We start from the raw sequence: 16,563 nt of genomic DNA, 5'->3' as shown, positions 1-16,563 counted from the left end.
GGGGGACGGGCGCGGGGCGGTCCAACGCCCGGGTGAGCTGGCCGAGGTAGCGGTCCAGCCGGCCGTCGACCAGGGCCGCGGCCAGGTCCGTGCCGCCGACCGCGGCGATCTCCCCGGCGTACGGGCGGATCAGCGGGACGATCCCGGTGACCAGCCGGCCGGCGGCGGCGGCGACCTCGGCGGTGCCGCCGGGGCGCAGCCCGAGGCAGCGCAGCATGTCGTCGCGGTAGCCGGCGGGCGCGACCGGCAGGTCCAGCGCGGCGGCCAGGGCGGCCCGGCGGGACACCACCCGGACCGACGGGTTGGCCAGCCGCAGCACCGACGGGCACAGCCGCGCCAGGTCGGCGGCGGCGAGCCGGACGCCCACCGGGTCGCCCGCCCACCGGGCGCCGGCCACCTTGCCCAGGGTGGCGATCAGCTCCTCGAGACGCGGCTCGTCGGCGGGCTGGCACAGCACCGGCAGGTCGATCCGGCGCCGCCACTCCGGGGCCGCCCAGAGCAGCCGGGCCGGCGCGGCGACCGGCAGCCCGAACGCCCAGTCGGCGGGCTGGCCCAGCCGGCTCACCCAGGAGCGGACGTCCCGGGCGGCCACCGAGACGTGCACGAGCCGGCCGCCGAGCTCGGCGAGGTACGCCCGCCGGGCCGCGTAGGGGGTGCCGTTGACGGCCGGCCCCGCCGCCCTCGTTTCCGGGGCGGCGGGGCCGGTCCGCTCGTCGTCGCCGGCGACCAGCACGTCGACGTCGACGTCGCTGTGCTCGGTGGCGGCGCGCCGCGCGTGGCTGCCACGCAGCATGATCCCGACGACGGGACGGTCGGCGGCCTGCCGGAGGCGGGCGGCCCAGTCGTCGAGGAATTCCGGGAACTCCAGCTCGGCGCGTCCGGCGCGCTGCGACCTGGGGCCGCCGGTCTCGGGCAACGGAGCGGGAACCACGGCGTCATGGTGCCGGACGTCCGATCTTGGCGCAATGACCGATGCCGGACCCGGTGTCCGCTGCTGGGGGGCTAGTGCCCGACCGTTCGCATTCCTGCCGGCGTGTACCTTTCCCCGGCGACGGCGCCGGCGGGCACCGCCCCGCCCAGCCGGTCCCGCTGCTCCGGCGTGAGCCGCACGTCCGCCGCGGCGGCGTTCTCCTCCAGGTAGCGGACCCGCTTGGTGCCGGGGATCGGCAGGACGTCCCCGCCCTGGGCGAGCAGCCAGGCCAGCGCCGCCTGGGCGGGGGTGCAGCCCAGTTCGCCGGCCACCGCGCGGACCGCCTCGGCGAGCTTCAGGTTGGCGTCGAGGTTGCCGTCGGCGAACCGGGGCACGCTGCGCCGCCAGTCGTCCTCGGCGAGCTGTTCGCGGCTGGTGATGGCGCCGGTGAGCAGCCCCCGCCCGACCGGCGAGTAGGCCACCAGGGACACGCCCAGCTCCCGGCAGGTGGCCAGCATCTCCCCCTCGACGTCCCGGGTGAACAGCGAGTACTCCATCTGGACGGCCGAGATCGGGTGGACCGCGTGCGCCGCCCGCAGGGTCGCCGGGCTGACCTCGGAGAGGCCGATCAGCCGCACCTTGCCGGCCTGGACCAGCTCGGCCAGCGCGCCGACGGTCTCCTCGATCGGGGTGTCCGGGTTGCGCCGGTGCAGGTAGTAGAGATCGATGGTGTCGATGCCGAGCCGGGCCAGCGAGGCGTCGCAGGCCTGCCTGGCCCAGGCGGCGCTGCTGTCCACGTAGGCGCCCGGGCTGCCGGTACCGCCGAAGCTGTCGCCGCTGCTGCGGTTGCCGAACTTGGTGGCCAGGAACACCTCGTCCCGCCGGGCCCGGACCACCGGGCCGAGCAGCCGCTCGTTCGCCCCGAAGCCGTACATGTCGGCGGTGTCGAGGTGGTTGACCCCGAGGTCGAGGGCCCGGTGCAGGGTCCGGGTCGACTCGGCGTCGTCGGCGCCGCCGTAGGCGAAGCTCATGCCCATGCAGCCCAGCCCGATGGCCGAGACCTCCGGGCCGGTGGCGCCCATCCGTCGCTTGATCATGCCAGTTCCTCCTCCGCCCGGCGGTACGCGTCGATCTTGTGGTCGAGGACCTTGAGGTCCTCCTCCAGCTCGGCCATCCGGGCCAGCACCCGGCCCCGGTGCGCCTCGAACAGCGCCCGCCGGGCGCCGAGGGTGCGATCACCCTGCCGGGCCAGTTCGGCGTAGCGCCGCATGTCCCGGACGGGCATCCCGGTGCGCCGCAGCCGGGTGAGCAGGAACAGCCAGTTGACGTCGGACTCGGTGTAGCGCCGGCGGCCGGCGGAGTCCCGGCCGACCGGGGCGACCAGGCCCTCCTGCTCGTACCAGCGCAGCGTGTAGGTGGTCAGGCCGACCCGTTCCGCCGCCTCACCGACGGTGAGGCTCATTTCCCGCGTGCTGATGTCCACGCACCCAGGCTTCCAGTTCGAGCGCACTCGAAGTCAACCTTGCGCCGAACCGGACAACTCATCTAGCGTTGAGTTCAACGGTTGATGAGTTTTTGGGAGGCGGGCGTGGACGACGCGGTGTCGGTCCGTGACCTGGTGGTCGAGCGGGGCGGGCGGCAGGTGCTCCAGGGCATCTCCTGCGCGGTGCCCCGCGGCGCGGTCACCGGGCTGCTCGGGCCGAGCGGCAGTGGCAAGACCACCCTGATGCGCGCGGTCGTCGGGGTGCAGACGGTCGGCTCGGGCACGGTCACCGTGCTGGGCCGGCCCGCCGGGGCGGCCGAGCTGCGCCGCCGCGTCGGCTACCTGACCCAGGCGCCCAGCGTCTACGCCGACCTGACCGTCCGGGAGAACGCCCGCTACTTCGCGGCCCTCCACGGGCGGGACCACGCCCACGCCGACCAGACGGTCGCCGACGTCGGGCTGGCCGGCGCGGCCACCCAACTGGTCGGCAACCTCTCCGGCGGCCAGCGCAGTCGCGCCTCGCTGGCCTGCGCCCTGGTCGGCGACCCCGAACTGGTCATCCTCGACGAGCCCACCGTGGGCCAGGACCCGGTGCTCCGGGCCGACCTGTGGGCGCGGTTCCACGCCATGGCGGCCGCCGGCACCACACTGCTGGTGTCCAGCCACGTGATGGACGAGGCGGGCCGGTGCGACCGCCTGCTGCTCATCCGGGACGGCCGCCTGGTCGCCGACGACACCCCGGACGCGGTCCGCGCCGCCACCGGGGTGGACGACCTGGAAGAGGCGTTCCTCCGGTTGATCAAGGCGAGCGAGCAGGAGGCCGACTCATGAACCCGCACATCCTGGTCGCCACCACCGGGCGGATCCTGCGCCAGCTCCGGCACGACAGGCGGACCGTGGCGCTGCTCGTCGTCGTACCCACGGTGCTGCTCGCGCTGGTCTACTTCATGTACGTCGACCAGCCCACCCTGCCGGGGCAGCCCACGGTCTTCGACCGGGTGGCGCTGATCATGCTGGGCTTCTTCCCGTTCATCATCATGTTCCTGGTGACCAGCATCGCCATGCTGCGGGAGCGCACCACCGGCACGCTGGAACGGCTGCTCACCACCCCGCTGGCCAAGCTCGACCTGCTCTTCGGGTACGGCATCGCGTTCGGCCTGGCCGGCGTGGTCCAGGCCACCATCGCCTCGGCCGTGGCGTACTGGGTGTTCGACCTGACCACCGCCGGCAGCATCGGGCTCGTGATCATGATCGCTGCCGTCAACGCCGTGCTCGCGGTCGCGCTCGGCCTGTTCTGCAGCGCCTTCGCCCGCACCGAGTTCCAGGCCGTGCAGTTCATGCCGGTGGTCGTTGCCCCCCAGCTGCTGCTCTGCGGGCTCTTCGTGCCCCGCGGCGAGATGGCCGGCTGGCTCCAGGCGATCAGCGACGTACTGCCCCTGTCGTACGCCGTCGAGGCGCTCCAGGAGGTCGGCGCGCACGCCGACCCGACCGGGACGATGTGGCGGGACGTGGCGATCGTCGCCGGGGCGGCGGTGGCGGCGCTGGTGCTGGCCGCCGCGACGCTGCGGCGGCGCAGCGGGTGATGGCCCGGCGCACCGGCCGGCGGCCGGGCAACCCGGACACCCGGGAGGCCATCCTCGCGGCGGCGCGGGCGGCGTTCGCCGAGCGCGGCTTCGACGCCACCTCGATCCGGTCGATCGCCGCCGCCGCGGGGGTGGACCCGGCGCTGGTGCACCACTACTTCGGCACCAAGGAGGAGCTGTTCCGGGCCACCGTGGCGATCCCGGTCGACCCGGCGCAGCTCGTGCCGGCCGTGCTGGCCGGCGACCCGGACAGGGTGGGCGAACGCCTGGTCCGCACGTTCCTGACCGTCTGGGACTCGCCCGTCGGCGGGGCCGCCGTGGCCCTGCTCCGCTCGGCGGTCAGCAGCGAGTGGACCGCCCGGCTGCTGCGCGAGTTCCTGGCCACCCAGGTGCTGCGGCGGGTCCTCGATCAGCTCGACGTCGACCCGGCACAGCTGCCGCTGCGGGGCGCGCTGGTGGCGACGCAGGTCGCCGGCCTGGCCATGATGCGGTACGTGATCCGCCTGGAACCCGTCGCCTCCGCCGATCCGGAGACCCTGGTGGCCACCATCGGCCCGACCGTCCAGCGCTACCTCACCGGCGACCTGGCCTGACTCAGGCGCGCCCGGCGGCGCGCGGGCAGAGCATCGGGTGCAGGAGCCGGGCCAGCTCGGCCGGGTCGGCGACCGGCTGGGCGAAGGCGAGCCGGGTGCGGCGCCGGGCGCCGGGGCGGCCGTGGGAGACCAGCAGCCCGTACCGGTCGATGCGGACCACCCGGGGCGGGCCACCGGCCTCGGACCCGGTGAGGCCCAGCCGCCGGCGCAGGTAGGCGCCCACCTGGTCGCCGTGATGATCGGTGAGGTCGGCCAGCAGTTCCGCCTCGACCGGGTGCAGCGGATCGGGCTCGGCCTCGGCGTACGCGTCGGGGTCGATGCGGCGGGTGGCGCCGGCGCGTTCCCAGCGGGCCTCGACCACCTCGAAGCGGTGCAGGTGGAAGCGGGTGCCCACGTCGAGCAGGTCGCCGGTCGGCTGCACGGTGGCGAAGTCCACCGCGGCGCGGCGGGCCTCGTCGCCGTCGAGCCGGGCCGCCCAGCCGGAGACCCAGGCCCGGCCGAGCGACGGCGCCCCGGCGGCCGGCGGGAGGTCGAGCACGTCCAGCACGGTGGCCACCTCGGTGTCGCCGTCCGGCGGGACCAGTGCCGCGGCCAGGTCGCTGACCACCGGCACCAGCAGCAGGACCCGCCCGTCCGGGTCGGTGACGTGCCGGGCCTGGTGCGGGCCGGGGCGCCGGGCCAGGTGGACGAGGGCGGGCAGCCGGCCCGCGACCAGGGTACGCACGATCTCCGCCGGGCTGGGCCGCATGATCCCGACCTCCCTTTCATAGGTTAGGCTTACCTAAGTAGCAGGCTAGACCATCCGATCGGAGACGTCGACGTGAACCACCCCCGGCCCAAGGCCCGGCTCTCCCGCTCCCTCGGCATCCCGCTGACCCGCAAGTGCGTGCGGTACTTCGAGCGGCGCCCCTACCCGCCGGGCGTGCACGGCCGATCGCGGCGCGGCACCTCCGACTACCAGGTGCGGCTGCTGGAGAAGCAGCGGCTGCGCCACCAGTACAACGTCAGCGAGGGCCAGCTCCGCCGCGCGTTCGACGAGGCGGCCCGGGGCGCCGGGAAGACCGGCGACACCCTCGTCGCGCTCCTGGAACGGCGGCTCGACGCGGTCGTGCTCCGGTCCGGGCTGGCCCGCAGCATCTACCAGGCACGCCAGCTCGTCGCGCACGGCCACTTCACCGTCGACGGCCGCAAGGTGGACCGGCCCTCGTACCGGCTCCGCCCCGGCCAGGTGGTGGAGGTCCGCGAACGCAGCCGCGCCCTGCCGCCGTTCCAGCTCGCCGCCACCGGCGCGAACGCCGACGAGAGCCCCCGCCCCTACCTGTCCGTGGAGCTGACCGGGCTGCGGGCCACCCTGCTGCGCGAGCCGGCCCGGCGCGAGGTGCCGGTGATCTGCGACGAGCAGCTGGTGGTGGAGTTCTACTCCCGCTGACCGGCTGGCCGCCCGGACCCGCTCAGCGGGTCTGCTCCAGCCAGGAGGCGTAGAGCAGGGCGTAGACCGACTCCGGGTCCCGCAGCAGCTCGTCGTGCGGGCCGCGCTGCACGATCCGCCCCCGGTCCACCACGATCACCTCGTCGGCGGCCTGGGCGGTGGACAGGCGGTGCGCGATGGCCAGCGTCGTCCGGCCCCGGGTGACCGCGTCCAGGGTGCGCTGAAGGCGTACCTCGGTGGCCGGGTCGACGGCGCTGGTCGCCTCGTCCAGCACCAGCAGGTCGGGGTCGGCCACGTACGCCCGGGCCAGCGCGACGAGCTGCCGCTCGCCGACGCTCAGCGCCTCGCCGCGCTCGCCCACCGGGGTGTCCAGGCCGGCCGGCAGCCCGTCCAGCCAGTCGGCCAGGCCCAGCTCGGAGAAGGCGGCGGTGAGCTGGCCGTCGGTCAGCTCCGGGCGGGCGAAGCGGACGTTCTCCCCGACGGTGGCGTCGAAGAGGAAGCCGTCCTGCGGCACCATCACCACCCGCGAGCGCAGCGACTCGAAGCGCACCTCGCGCAGCGAGACGCCGGAGAGCAGCACCTCGCCCTCGGTGGGGTCCATGAGCCGGGTGAGCAGCTTGGCGAAGGTGGTCTTGCCGCTGCCGGTCTCGCCGACCACGGCCACCCGGCTCTTCGCCGGGATCTCCAGCGTCACGTCGTGCAGCACGGGCGGCCCGCCCGGGTAGGCGAAGGTCACCCCGGCGAAGCGGATGTCCAGCGGGCCGTCCGGCAGCTCCCGGCCCTGCTCCCCCGGGTCGGCCACGTCCGGCGCGACGTCCAGCACGTCGAGCACCCGGCGCCAGCCGGCGATCGCGTTCTGCGCCTCGTTGAGCACCTCGGTGGCGATCTGCACCGGCTGGATGAAGAGCGTCACCAGGAACAGGAACGCGGTGAGCTGGCCGATGGACAGGGTGCGGTCGACGCCGAGGTTGACGCCGACCACCACCACGCCCGCCAGGGCCAGGCCGGCGGCCAGCTCACCGACGGAGCTGCCCACGATGCTGATCCGGATGGCCCGCTGCTGGGCCTGCCGCTGCCCCTCGATCGCCGCGTCCAGCCGCCGGGCGGTGCGCCCGGAGATGCCGTACGCCCGGATCACCGGGGCGCCCACCACGCTCTCCCCGATGGTGCCGAGCAGGGTGCCCATGCGCTGCCGGACCAGCCCGTAGGCACCGGCGAGCCGGCGCTGGAGCTGCCGGATCACCAGCACCGCCGGCGCGAACGCGACGAGCACCACCAGGGTCAGCTGCCAGGAATAGGCCAGCATCACGGCCGTGGTCACCACGAGCTGGCCCAGGTTGACGATGAGGATCACGCCGCCCCACTGGAGGAACTGGGTGATCTGGTCGACGTCGCTGGTGACCCGGGAGACCAGCGAACCCCGCCGCTCGGACTGCTGGTGCAGCATGGACAGGTCGTGCACGTGCCGGAACGCCCGGGTGCGCACCCCGGCCAGCGCGGTCTCGCTGACCGTGAACAGCCGGCGCATCATCAGGTAGCCGCAGGTGGTGGTGACCACCAGCACGGCGGCGGTGACCAGCACGGTCACCGTGACCACGTCCAGGTCCAGGCCGCCCACGATGCCGTGGTCGATGCCGCGCTGCACGGCCACCGGCACGGCGACCCGGCCGATCATGTAGATCAGGGCCAGCGCCACAGTGCCGGCCAGCCCGGTCTTCAGCTCCGGGGAGAGCGCCAGCCCCCGCCGCAGCGTCCGCCAGGTCGACTCGGTCTCCTCCGCCGGCCGACCGGCCTCGGCGGTCGCGCTCGCCGCGCCGGTCTCCGTTCGCGACTGCGGGGCTCGCAGACCCGGCTCACTCCTCGCGCTCACCGGTCAACCTCGACTTCCAGGCCGGAGGTCAGCGGCGTGACCTCGTCGTACGTGCGGGTCTGCTCGCGTTCGTGTTCGGCCTGCTCGTAGGCGGTGACCAGGTCGGCGTAGCCGGGGACGGTGGCGAGCAGGTGGGTGTGCGTGCCCCGGGCCACCACCCGGCCGTGCTCGACGTAGATCACCTCGTCGGCGAGCGCGATGGTGGCCCGCCGGTAGGCGACCACCAGGATCGAGGCGGGCGCGCCGCCTCCCTCCGGGGCGCGCAGCCCGGCCAGGATGGCGGCCTCCACCCGCGGGTCGACGGCGCTGGTGGCGTCGTCGAGCACCAGCAGCCGGGGCCGGCCGGCGATCGCGCGGGCCAGCGTGAGCCGCTGCCGCTGCCCGCCGGAGAGCGAGGTGCCCCGCTCGCCGACCATGGTGTCCAGCCCGTCGGGCAGCGCGGCCACGAAGCCGTCCGCCTCGGCCAGCCGCAGCGCCGCCCAGACCTCGTCGTCGCCGATGCCGGCGCGGTCCAGGGCGATGTTGGCCCGCACGGTGTCGTCGAAGACGAACGGCACCTGGGCGACCAGGGCCACCGTCGAGGCCAGCGAGGCGGCGGTCAGCTCCCGCACGTCGACGCCGTCGAGGGTGACCGTGCCGGTGCGCGGGTCGACCAGCCGCACGGCCAGCGAGGTGATGGTGGACTTGCCGGCGCCGGTCGGCCCCACCAGGGCGACCGTCTTCCCGGCCGGCACGGTGAAGGTGACCTCGCCGAGCACCTCGGTGCCGGGCAGGTGCGCCTCGGCGGGCTCGTACCCGAAGTGCACGTCGTGGAACGCGAGGGTGGCCGGGGCCGGCGTGGCGGGGTCGAGCGTCACGTCGCCGTACGGCATCTCACCGGTGGCGTCGAGGACCCGGCGCACCCGGTCCCAGCCGGCGACGCTGCGCGGCAGCTCGGCGAGCACCCAGCCGATGGCCCGGACCGGGAAGGCCAGCACCGTGAAGAGGAAGGCCACGCTGACCAGCTCGGTGACGGTGATCGCGCCCTGGCGGAGCCGGACGGCGCCGACCACCAGCACGGCGAGCGTGCCGAGGCTGGGCAGGGTCTCCAGCATCGGGTCGAAGACGCCGCGCAGCTTGCCGACGGAGATCAGCGCGTCGCGCAGGTCGCCGGCGCGGTCGGCGAACCGGGCGGTCTCCTGGGCCTCCCGGCCCATCGTCTTCACCACCAGGGCGCCGTCGAAGCTCTCGTGCGCGATGCCGCTGACCTCGGCGCGCAGCCGCTGCGCGCGGGCCTGGCGGGGCGCCATCCGGCGGGAGTAGACCACGTTGAGCGCGAACAGCGCCGGGAAGACCGCGAGACCGACCAGCGCGAGGGCCCAGTCGGTGAGGAAGAGCGAGACCACCGCGCCGACGAGCATCACCAGGGTGCCGACGGCGAAGGGCAGCGGCGCGATGGGATACCAGGCGGCCTCGACGTCGGAGTTGGCGTTGGAGAGCAGGGTGCCGGTGGCGTTGCGGTGGTGCCAGGCCAGCGGCAGGTCGAGGTAGCGGCGGGTGACCCGGCGGCGGTAGGCGGCCTGGAGGCGGTACTGCATGTAGCCGGCGCCGAGCCGGCGGCCGAAGATCCCGACCACCCGCAGCACGCTGATGCCGAACAGCGCGGCAGCGGCGAGCGCCAGGGCGCCGCCGGTGACCGAGCCACGGGCGACCGCCGGGACGACCACCTTGCCGACCACCGCGCCGACCACGTACGCGCTGGCGATCACCATGAGGCCGAAGAGCACGCTGCCGGCCACCGCGACCGCGAAGATGCGCGGCTGTTCCCGGATGGCCCGGCCGAGTACCCGTAGCCCTCTGCCGAGGACGTCCCGACTTGTCCTGCTCGCCACGCTCTCCCCCGCCGTAAGCCACAGTTTTCTCCCTCATCCTTACCGCTCGACGCCGGCTCCGCCGACCCGGCCCCGATATGTCCGCCGTCACTCCTTCCCCGCCGACCCCGCCCAGCAGGGCGGATGCCCGCGCCGCCGGCCCGGCTCCCGGCCGGGGGACGCCGGCGCCGCGCCGCGCCGGACGCGCGGACCGGCCCGCCGGGCCTACGATCGGGCCATGCCGCGGTACGCCCGAACGGAGCGCGAGGCGCTCGCCGACCTGATGCTGGAGCTGGGACCGGACGCGCCGACGGTCAACGAGGGGTGGACCACCCGCGACCTGGCGGCGCACCTGCTGGTCCGGGAGCGCCGGCCGGACGCGGCGGGCGGCATCCTGCTGCCGCCGCTGCGGGGCTACGGCGAGGCGGTGCGCCGGCGGGTGGCCGCCGGCCCCTACGCGGAGCTGGTGGAGCGGGTCCGCCGCCCGCCGCGGTGGAGCCCGGTGAGCAACCCCCTCACCGACGAGCTGGTCAACAGCCTGGAGTTCTTCATCCATCACGAGGACGTGCGCCGGGCCCGGCCGGGCTGGCTCCCCCGCGAGCTGCCGGCCCGGCAGCACGCCGCGCTCTGGAAGCGGGCCGCCATGCTGGCCCGGGTGGCGTTGCGGCGCTTCCCGGCGGACCTGCTGATCCAGGCGCCCGGCTACGGCGAGCGCGCCGTCGGCCGCGGCGGCGAGCGGCTGCGGGTGGTGGGTGCACCGGGCGAGCTGGTGCTGTTCATGTCCGGCCGGCAGCGGGTGGCCCGGGTCCAGGTGGACGGCCCGACCGCACCGGCGGAGCGGTTGCGCGCGGCCAGCCTGGGCTTCTGACGGAACGTGCCGGGCCGGTCACCGGGCACCGTGGGACCGGCTTCGGCCCAGCGACGGGCGCCGATCCGCGCTGCCGTACGCTCCTGACCCGCCGCCCAACCCCGGGGTGGCGGGACAAGGGGAGTCGGATGCGAGGTTTCGCGCTCTCGGCACTGCACGAGCCCCCCTTCCCGGCGCGCCGGCACGCCGCCGTCGAGCTGGTCGCCGGGGAGAGCGCCGGGTGGGTCGTCGACCTGGGCCTGATCGACACCCCGGCCGGGTTGCGCCGGCTGGCCGGCGCCCACCCCGTGGAGCTGGCCGGGCGGGCCTGCCCGGACGCGCCGGTCGGCGACCTGCGGCTGCTCGCCGACCTGATCAGCTGGCTGTTCGTGATGGACGACGCCTGCGACGAGGACGGCCTCGGAGCCAGCCCCACCCGGCTCGCGCCGACCGTGGCGGCCCTGCTGGAGGTGCTCGACCGGCACGGCGACCCGGCTGCGCCGGCCCCGGCCGGGGCCGGCCCGCTGGCCGTGGCGCTGGACGACCTGTGCCGGCGGGTCCGGGACCGGCGGCGGCCGGCACTGCTGCTGCGCCTGGTCAGCCAGCTGCGCGAGTACCTGCTGGCCCTGCTCTGGGAGGCGGCCAACCGGGAGCACCGCCGGGTGCCCGGGGTGGCCGAGTACGTGCAGATGCGCCGGCACACCGGGGGCGCCCGGCCGAGCTTCACGCTGACCGACCTGGCCCACCCGGACCTGCCCGGCCCGGAGCGGCGGGCGGACCCGGCGCTGGCCGCCCTCGACGCGCTCGCCGCCGACCTGGTCTGCTGGTGCAACGACCTCTTCTCCTACGACAAGGAGCGGGCGACGGGCCCGGACGCGCACAACCTCGTCACCACGATCGCCGGCGAGGCCGGGCGGGGCGAGGAGGCGGCGCTGCGCGCCGCGGCCACCCGGTTCAACGAGGGCCTGGCGTCGTACGCGGAGCGGGACGCGGCGCTGGCCGCGACGGGCGACGAGGGGGTGCGGGCCTTCCTCACCACCCGGCGGAACTGGATCCGGGCCACCTACGACTGGTCCCGCGCCGCCACCCGGTACGCCTGAGCCGGGTTCCACCTCCCGGGACCGTGGTCGCCGCAGGCCAGAAGGGCTAGCCGCTGCCCCGGTCCAGGCAATACTCTTCGGTAACCGCAGAATGGCGTGACCCCCGTCACGTCCCTCCACCCTCTGAAGGCGGCTACAGCGATGGCTCTCGATGTACCGTACCGTTCCGTACCCGACATGTTCCTCAAGCGCGTGGCGGACTCCCCCGACCGCCACGCCTTCGCCCACCCCGCGCCGGACGACTCCGGGCCGGTCTGGCTGACGTGGGAGCAGGTCGGGCAGCGCGCCAAGGCGATCGCCGCCGGGTTGCACGGGCTCGGCGTCGGCCTGGAGGATCCGGTGGCGATCCTCGCCAACACCCGGCTGGAGTGGGTGCTCGCCGACTTCGGGATCATGTGCGCCGGCGGGGCCACCACCACCGTCTACCCGACCACCGAGCCGGAGGACGCCACGTACATCGTCGGCGACTCCGGGTCGAAGGTGCTCTTCGCCGAAAATCCGGCCCAGGCGGCGAAGATCGCCGGCACGGCGGTGCCGGCGCTGACCCACGTGGTGCTCTTCGACGGCGCGCCCGACCCGGCCGCCGGCGTCCCGCAGCTCACCCTGGCCGAACTGGAGGAGCGCGGGGCCCGGGCGCTGGCCAACGAGCCCGATCTGATCGACATGCTGGTCGCCGGGATCGGTCCCGACCACCTGGCCACCCTGATCTACACCTCGGGCACCACGGGCCGGCCCAAGGGCGTGGAACTGCTGCACGGCGGCTGGTGCTGGGAGGGCGTGGCGCAGGCCGAGCTGGGCCTGCTGCACGCCGACGACCTGCAGTACCTGTGGCTGCCGCTGTCGCACTCGTTCGGCAAGACGCTGCTCTGCGGCGCCACCCACGTCGGCCTGCCCACCTACGTCGACGGCCGGGTGGACAAGCTGGTCGAGCTGCTCGGGGTGATCCGGCCGACGCTCATGTGCGGCGCACCCCGGGTCTTCGAGAAGGTCTACAACAAGGCGGTCACCACGGCCCAGAGCGCCGGCGGCGCGAAGGCGAAGATCTTCGCCTGGGGCGTCGCGGTGGGCAAGGAGAAGGTCGCGCTGGAGCAGGCCGGCAAGCCGGTTCCGGCCGGGCTGAAGCTGAAGTACTCGCTGGCCGAGAAGCTGGTGTTCAGCAAGCTCCAGGCCCGGCTCGGCGGCCGGATGCGGGTGCTGGTCTCCGGCGCGGCGCCGCTCAGCAAGGAGATCGCCACCTTCTTCGCCGCGGCCAACCTGCCCATCTCCGAGGGCTACGGGCTCACCGAGACCAGCGCCGGCGCGTTCGTGAACCCGCCGGACGGGTTGCAGATCGGCAGCGTGGGCCGGGCCATGGGCGACCTGGAGTGCCGGATCGACACCGACGGCGAGATCCTGGTGCGGGGCAAGCCGGTCATGCGCGGCTACCACAACCTCCCCGAGGAGACCGCTGCCGCGTTCACCGAGGACGGCTTCTTCCGCACCGGCGACATCGGCACCCTCGACGACGACGGCTACCTGCGCATCACCGACCGGAAGAAGGACCTGGTCAAGACCTCCGGCGGCAAGTACGTCGCGCCGTCGCACATCGAGGGCATGTTCAAGGCCGTCTGCCCGTACACCTCGCAGGCGGTCGTGATCGGGCAGGCGCGCAACTACTGCACGATGCTCGTCACGCTCGACCCGGACGCGATCCAGGGCTGGGCGGCCGGCACGCCGCTGGAGGGCCGCGACTACACCGCGATCGTCACCTCGCCCGAGGCGCAGGCCATGGTCGAGGGCTACGTGGCCGAGCTGAACGGCAAGCTGAACCGCTGGGAGACGATCAAGAAGGTGACCATCCTCCCCCGTGACCTCACCATCGAGGACGGCGAGGTCACCCCGTCGCTGAAGATCAAGCGCCGGAGCGTGGAGACCAACTTCGCCGACGAGATCGACAAGATGTACGCGGGCAGCCTCGCCGAGCTGTAGCGAGCCCACCGCGTCCGGCGGCCGTGCCCCTCCGTCCCGGGGCACGGCCGCCGCCGCGGTTCCCGCCGCCCCTCAGAGGTGCTGCTGACGCCAGTGGCTCTGCTCCGCCTCCGAGGCGAGCTGCTCCTCCAGTGCGAGCTGCCGTATCCGGCGCCGCCGGCCGTCCTCCCGGAAGGTCTCCACGACCACCCCGACGGAGACGACCACCGCCAGCACGATGAACGAGGCCAGCTCCGGGATCGGGGCGACGACGGGGGCGACGGCGGCGAGCACCACGACCGTGATCACCAGCGGCCAGTGCACCTCCCGCAGCACCAGCAGCGCGCAGCCGACGAGGCTCAGCAGGTAGAGGCCCACCCCGCCGAACAGAACCGTGACCCAGAAGCCGCCCAGCGGCGGGCCCCAGCTGGGGGTCTCCGGGCTGGCCGCGTCGGCCAGCAGGTCCTTGAGGCCGAGGGCGAAGAGGATGGTCCCGGCGATCAGCGGCAGGTGCAGGAACGTGTAGATGTTCCGGCTGAGCCGCCGCCGCACGTCCGGGTCGCGGGCGTGGTGCAGCGCCTGCTCCAGCGCGTACGCCAGGGTGTCGAAGTACGCCCACCAGAGCATCGCCACCACCAGGATGCCGAGCAGCGCGGCGACCGCCACCGGGCCGGTGAGCGGCAGTCCGGTCTTCGGGCCGAGCCCCAGCGCGATGATCGACTCGCCGAGTGCGATGAGCACCATGAGCGCGTGCCGCTCCGCCCAGTGCCCGGCGGAGACCACCACCCACCAGAGCCGGGCCAGGGTCACCCCGCCGACGTACTCGACCAGCAGCGCCACGGTCCAGAGCACCAGTTGCAGCATCACGGCGTACGGCCGGTCCGCGAGCCGCGCGGGCACGGTGCCGGCGAGCACCAGCAGCACGGTGGCCGTGGTCGGCACCGCGACGCGGGGCAGCAGCGTGCGGCGGCGGGGCGGATCCGACCGCTCCAGCCAGGCGAAGACCGCGAGCTGGGACATCCGGATCACGAAGTAGCAGCCCGCGAAGACCAGCGGGCCGTGCAGGCCGCCGGGGCGGTCGACGAACGCCGTGGGCACGGTCAGCACCAGCAGGAACGTGGCGCCCACCGTGATGAAGCCGACCACCGGCAGCACACCCTGGTCGGCGCGCGCCGCGTTGCCCACCCGGGCGAAGCCCGTCCACGACCACCAGAGCAGCGCCAGCACCAGCAGGCAGCGGTAGAGGTTGACCGGGGTGGCGTGGCTGGCGGTCAGGGTCGTGACGTTGAGGAACGCGAAGACGAAGACCAGGTCGTAGAAGAGTTCCAGCCGGGTGGTCCGGGAGCCGGGCGCGCCGGGCCACACGACGCGCGACCACCGGGTACCACCGCCGTTCCCCACCCGGGCAGTCTCCGCAATCCCCGTCCCGTGCCGGTGCCGATCAGGAGATCCTTACCGGAACGGGGGCACCCCTGCGGCGCGGCCGGGGTCAGGCGATGACGGAGGGCTCCCGCCACTGCGGGCGGCCGGCCCGGTCGAGGTCGTAGCGGACCGCGGCGAGCCGGCTGACGGCCTCCTCCAGGTCCGCGGCGGGCAGGGTGAAGGGCAGCCGCAGGAACCGCTCCAGGGTGCCGTCCAGGCCGAACCGCGGTCCGGGCGCCAGGCGTACGCCGACCTCCTCGGCGGCCCGGGCCAGCGCGCTGGAGATCGGGCCGTCCAGCTCCACCCAGAGCGTCACGCCGCCGCGCGGCACGGTGACCCGCCAGTCGGGCAGCCGGTCGGCCATCGCCTTGACCAGGGCGTCGCGCTGGGCGGCGAGCTGGACCCGCCGGTCGGCCACGATGCCCGGCCCCTGGGCCAGCAGGTGCACGGCCACGAGCTGGTCGAGCACGGGGCTGGCCATGTCCACGCCGACCCGGGCGGCGGCCAGCCGCTGCACCTGCGGCGCGGACGCCCGGACCCAGCCGATCCGCAGCCCACCCCAGTACGGCTTGCTCATCCCGCCGATGCTGATCACCCGGGAGTGCCGGTCGAAGGTCGCCACCGGCGGCGGCAGCGGGGTGCCGTCCAGCGGCAGGTCCACGAAGGACTCGTCCACGACCAGGTCGGTCCCGGCGGCGTGCGCCGCGCCGACCAGCCGCTCCCGCAGGTCGGTCGCCATGAGGTGGCCGGTCGGGTTGTGGAACTCGGGGATCACGTACGCCAGCTTCGGCCGGGTCTGCCGGATGCTGCCCAGCAGCAGGTCGGCGTCCCAGCCGTCCCCGTCGGCGGCGAGCCCGTGGGTGGTGATCCGGGCCCGCCGGGCCGACAGCGCGGCGAGGGCGTTCGGATAGGTGGGCGACTCCACCAGCACCCCGCCACCGGGCGACAGGGCCAGCCGCAGCACCAGGTCCAGCGCGTGCTGGGTGCCGCTGGTCACCATGATCTGCTCGGGGCTGGTGGGCAGCCCCCGCTCGGTGTACGCGCGGGCCACCGCCTCGCGCAGCTCGATGATGCCGGTCGGGTGGTAGCCGGCCCCGCCGAGGTAGCGCGGCAGGTCCTCGGCGGCGGCCCGGGCCGCCGGCACGAGCTGCGCCGGGGCGGAGAGGGCGGCCACCCCCAGGTCGATCATGTCCCGGTCGTCCAGCGGGGTCCAGAGCCCGGTGCTGGCCACCCGGTGGGTGCCCGGCAGCATGGTCCAGCTCCCGGCGCCCCGCCGGCTGGCCAGGTGGCCGGTCTCCCGCAGCTCCCGGTAGGCGGCGGTCACCGTGGTCCGGCTGATCCGCAGCGCCTCGGCCAGGTCCCGCTCGGCCGGCAGGCGTACCCCCAGGGGGAGCCGGCCGTCGGCGAGCAGCCCGCGGACCGCGGCGGCGAGCGCGGCGTAGTCCGGGCTGCGCCGGCGGCCGGGCAGGGCATGCCACTGCCCGAGGAGTCGCGCCAATTGGACGCCGCGCACCTGACTCGTCATGGCC

The 16,563-nt window shown here is 74.7% G+C and carries 14 protein-coding genes and 1 pseudogene; 7 read left to right on the top strand and 8 right to left on the bottom strand.

Going from position 1 to position 16,563, the window contains the following annotated elements; all coding sequences use genetic code 11:
- Positions 1 to 133 precede the first annotated feature (133 nt).
- From ABZ452_RS07675 to ABZ452_RS07665, 3 genes and pseudogenes are all read right to left on the bottom strand, one after another.
- Positions 134 to 793: pseudogene (locus ABZ452_RS07675) on the bottom strand (phosphoribosyl-AMP cyclohydrolase); the annotation flags it as partial.
- 209 nt (positions 794 to 1,002) lie between these two features.
- The gene (locus ABZ452_RS07670; protein ID WP_357939986.1) at positions 1,003 to 2,007 is read right to left on the bottom strand and encodes an aldo/keto reductase; all 1,005 of its coding nucleotides are present in this window, start codon (positions 2,005 to 2,007) and stop codon (positions 1,003 to 1,005) included.
- Positions 2,004 to 2,393, bottom strand: a complete 390-nt coding sequence (locus ABZ452_RS07665) for a MerR family transcriptional regulator (protein ID WP_357939984.1) — start codon at positions 2,391 to 2,393, stop codon at positions 2,004 to 2,006. Before ABZ452_RS07665 ends, ABZ452_RS07670 begins: the two co-directional genes overlap by 4 nt.
- A gap of 105 nt (positions 2,394 to 2,498) precedes the next feature.
- Between ABZ452_RS07665 and ABZ452_RS07660 the strand changes: the two genes are divergently transcribed.
- From ABZ452_RS07660 to ABZ452_RS07650, 3 genes are read left to right on the top strand one after another with little or no spacing between them, the layout of a single operon-like run.
- Positions 2,499 to 3,224 carry an ABC transporter ATP-binding protein gene (locus ABZ452_RS07660; RefSeq protein ID WP_357939982.1) on the top strand — a complete coding sequence of 242 codons (726 nt, stop codon included), beginning with the start codon at positions 2,499 to 2,501 and terminating at the stop codon, positions 3,222 to 3,224.
- Positions 3,221 to 3,976 carry an ABC transporter permease gene (locus ABZ452_RS07655; RefSeq protein WP_357939980.1) on the top strand — a complete coding sequence of 252 codons (756 nt, stop codon included), beginning with the start codon at positions 3,221 to 3,223 and terminating at the stop codon, positions 3,974 to 3,976. The genes ABZ452_RS07660 and ABZ452_RS07655 overlap by 4 nt, the downstream gene beginning before the upstream one ends.
- Positions 3,976 to 4,569: a TetR family transcriptional regulator gene (locus ABZ452_RS07650; RefSeq protein ID WP_357939978.1), complete on the top strand. Its 594-nt coding sequence runs from the start codon at positions 3,976 to 3,978 to the stop codon at positions 4,567 to 4,569. The genes ABZ452_RS07655 and ABZ452_RS07650 overlap by 1 nt, the downstream gene beginning before the upstream one ends.
- A gap of 1 nt (position 4,570) precedes the next feature.
- Here ABZ452_RS07650 and ABZ452_RS07645 read toward each other — a convergent pair whose 3' ends face one another.
- Positions 4,571 to 5,317, bottom strand: a complete 747-nt coding sequence (locus ABZ452_RS07645; RefSeq protein WP_357939976.1) for a DUF2470 domain-containing protein — start codon at positions 5,315 to 5,317, stop codon at positions 4,571 to 4,573.
- A 72-nt stretch (positions 5,318 to 5,389) separates the two neighbouring features.
- Here ABZ452_RS07645 and rpsD point away from each other — a divergent pair, with 72 nt between their 5' ends.
- Positions 5,390 to 5,998, top strand: coding sequence for a 30S ribosomal protein S4 (rpsD, locus tag ABZ452_RS07640; protein ID WP_357939974.1), 609 nt, complete (start codon positions 5,390 to 5,392; stop codon positions 5,996 to 5,998).
- A gap of 22 nt (positions 5,999 to 6,020) precedes the next feature.
- Here rpsD and ABZ452_RS07635 read toward each other — a convergent pair whose 3' ends face one another.
- Both ABZ452_RS07635 and ABZ452_RS07630 read right to left on the bottom strand, forming a co-directional pair.
- Entirely contained in the window at positions 6,021 to 7,748 is a 1,728-nt protein-coding gene (locus tag ABZ452_RS07635; RefSeq protein WP_357940083.1) for an ABC transporter ATP-binding protein, read from the bottom strand.
- Positions 7,749 to 7,864: 116 nt separating this feature from the next.
- Positions 7,865 to 9,739 (bottom strand): ABC transporter ATP-binding protein, encoded by a 1,875-nt coding sequence (locus ABZ452_RS07630; RefSeq protein ID WP_357939972.1) that lies wholly within the window; start codon positions 9,737 to 9,739, stop codon positions 7,865 to 7,867.
- Between the two features lie 217 nt (positions 9,740 to 9,956).
- Here ABZ452_RS07630 and ABZ452_RS07625 point away from each other — a divergent pair, with 217 nt between their 5' ends.
- The 3 genes from ABZ452_RS07625 to ABZ452_RS07615 all read left to right on the top strand — a co-directional run bounded on the left by ABZ452_RS07625 (position 9,957) and on the right by ABZ452_RS07615 (position 13,633).
- Positions 9,957 to 10,586, top strand: a complete 630-nt coding sequence (locus ABZ452_RS07625; protein WP_357939970.1) for a TIGR03085 family metal-binding protein — start codon at positions 9,957 to 9,959, stop codon at positions 10,584 to 10,586.
- A gap of 128 nt (positions 10,587 to 10,714) precedes the next feature.
- Positions 10,715 to 11,665 carry a terpene synthase gene (locus ABZ452_RS07620; protein ID WP_357939968.1) on the top strand — a complete coding sequence of 317 codons (951 nt, stop codon included), beginning with the start codon at positions 10,715 to 10,717 and terminating at the stop codon, positions 11,663 to 11,665.
- A 141-nt stretch (positions 11,666 to 11,806) separates the two neighbouring features.
- Positions 11,807 to 13,633: a long-chain fatty acid--CoA ligase gene (locus ABZ452_RS07615; protein WP_357939966.1), complete on the top strand. Its 1,827-nt coding sequence runs from the start codon at positions 11,807 to 11,809 to the stop codon at positions 13,631 to 13,633.
- 72 nt (positions 13,634 to 13,705) lie between these two features.
- Here ABZ452_RS07615 and ABZ452_RS07610 read toward each other — a convergent pair whose 3' ends face one another.
- A complete protein-coding gene (locus ABZ452_RS07610; RefSeq protein ID WP_357939964.1) occupies positions 13,706 to 14,977 on the bottom strand; it encodes a low temperature requirement protein A in 1,272 nt (423 codons plus the stop codon).
- Between the two features lie 124 nt (positions 14,978 to 15,101).
- Positions 15,102 to 16,559: a PLP-dependent aminotransferase family protein gene (locus tag ABZ452_RS07605; protein ID WP_357939962.1), complete on the bottom strand. Its 1,458-nt coding sequence runs from the start codon at positions 16,557 to 16,559 to the stop codon at positions 15,102 to 15,104.
- Positions 16,560 to 16,563: the final 4 nt, after the last annotated feature.

The organism is Micromonospora sp. NPDC005707 (genome assembly GCF_040631005.1).
GTDB lineage: Bacteria > Actinomycetota > Actinomycetes > Mycobacteriales > Micromonosporaceae > Micromonospora.
This window is presented reverse-complemented; position numbering and strand designations above follow the sequence as displayed.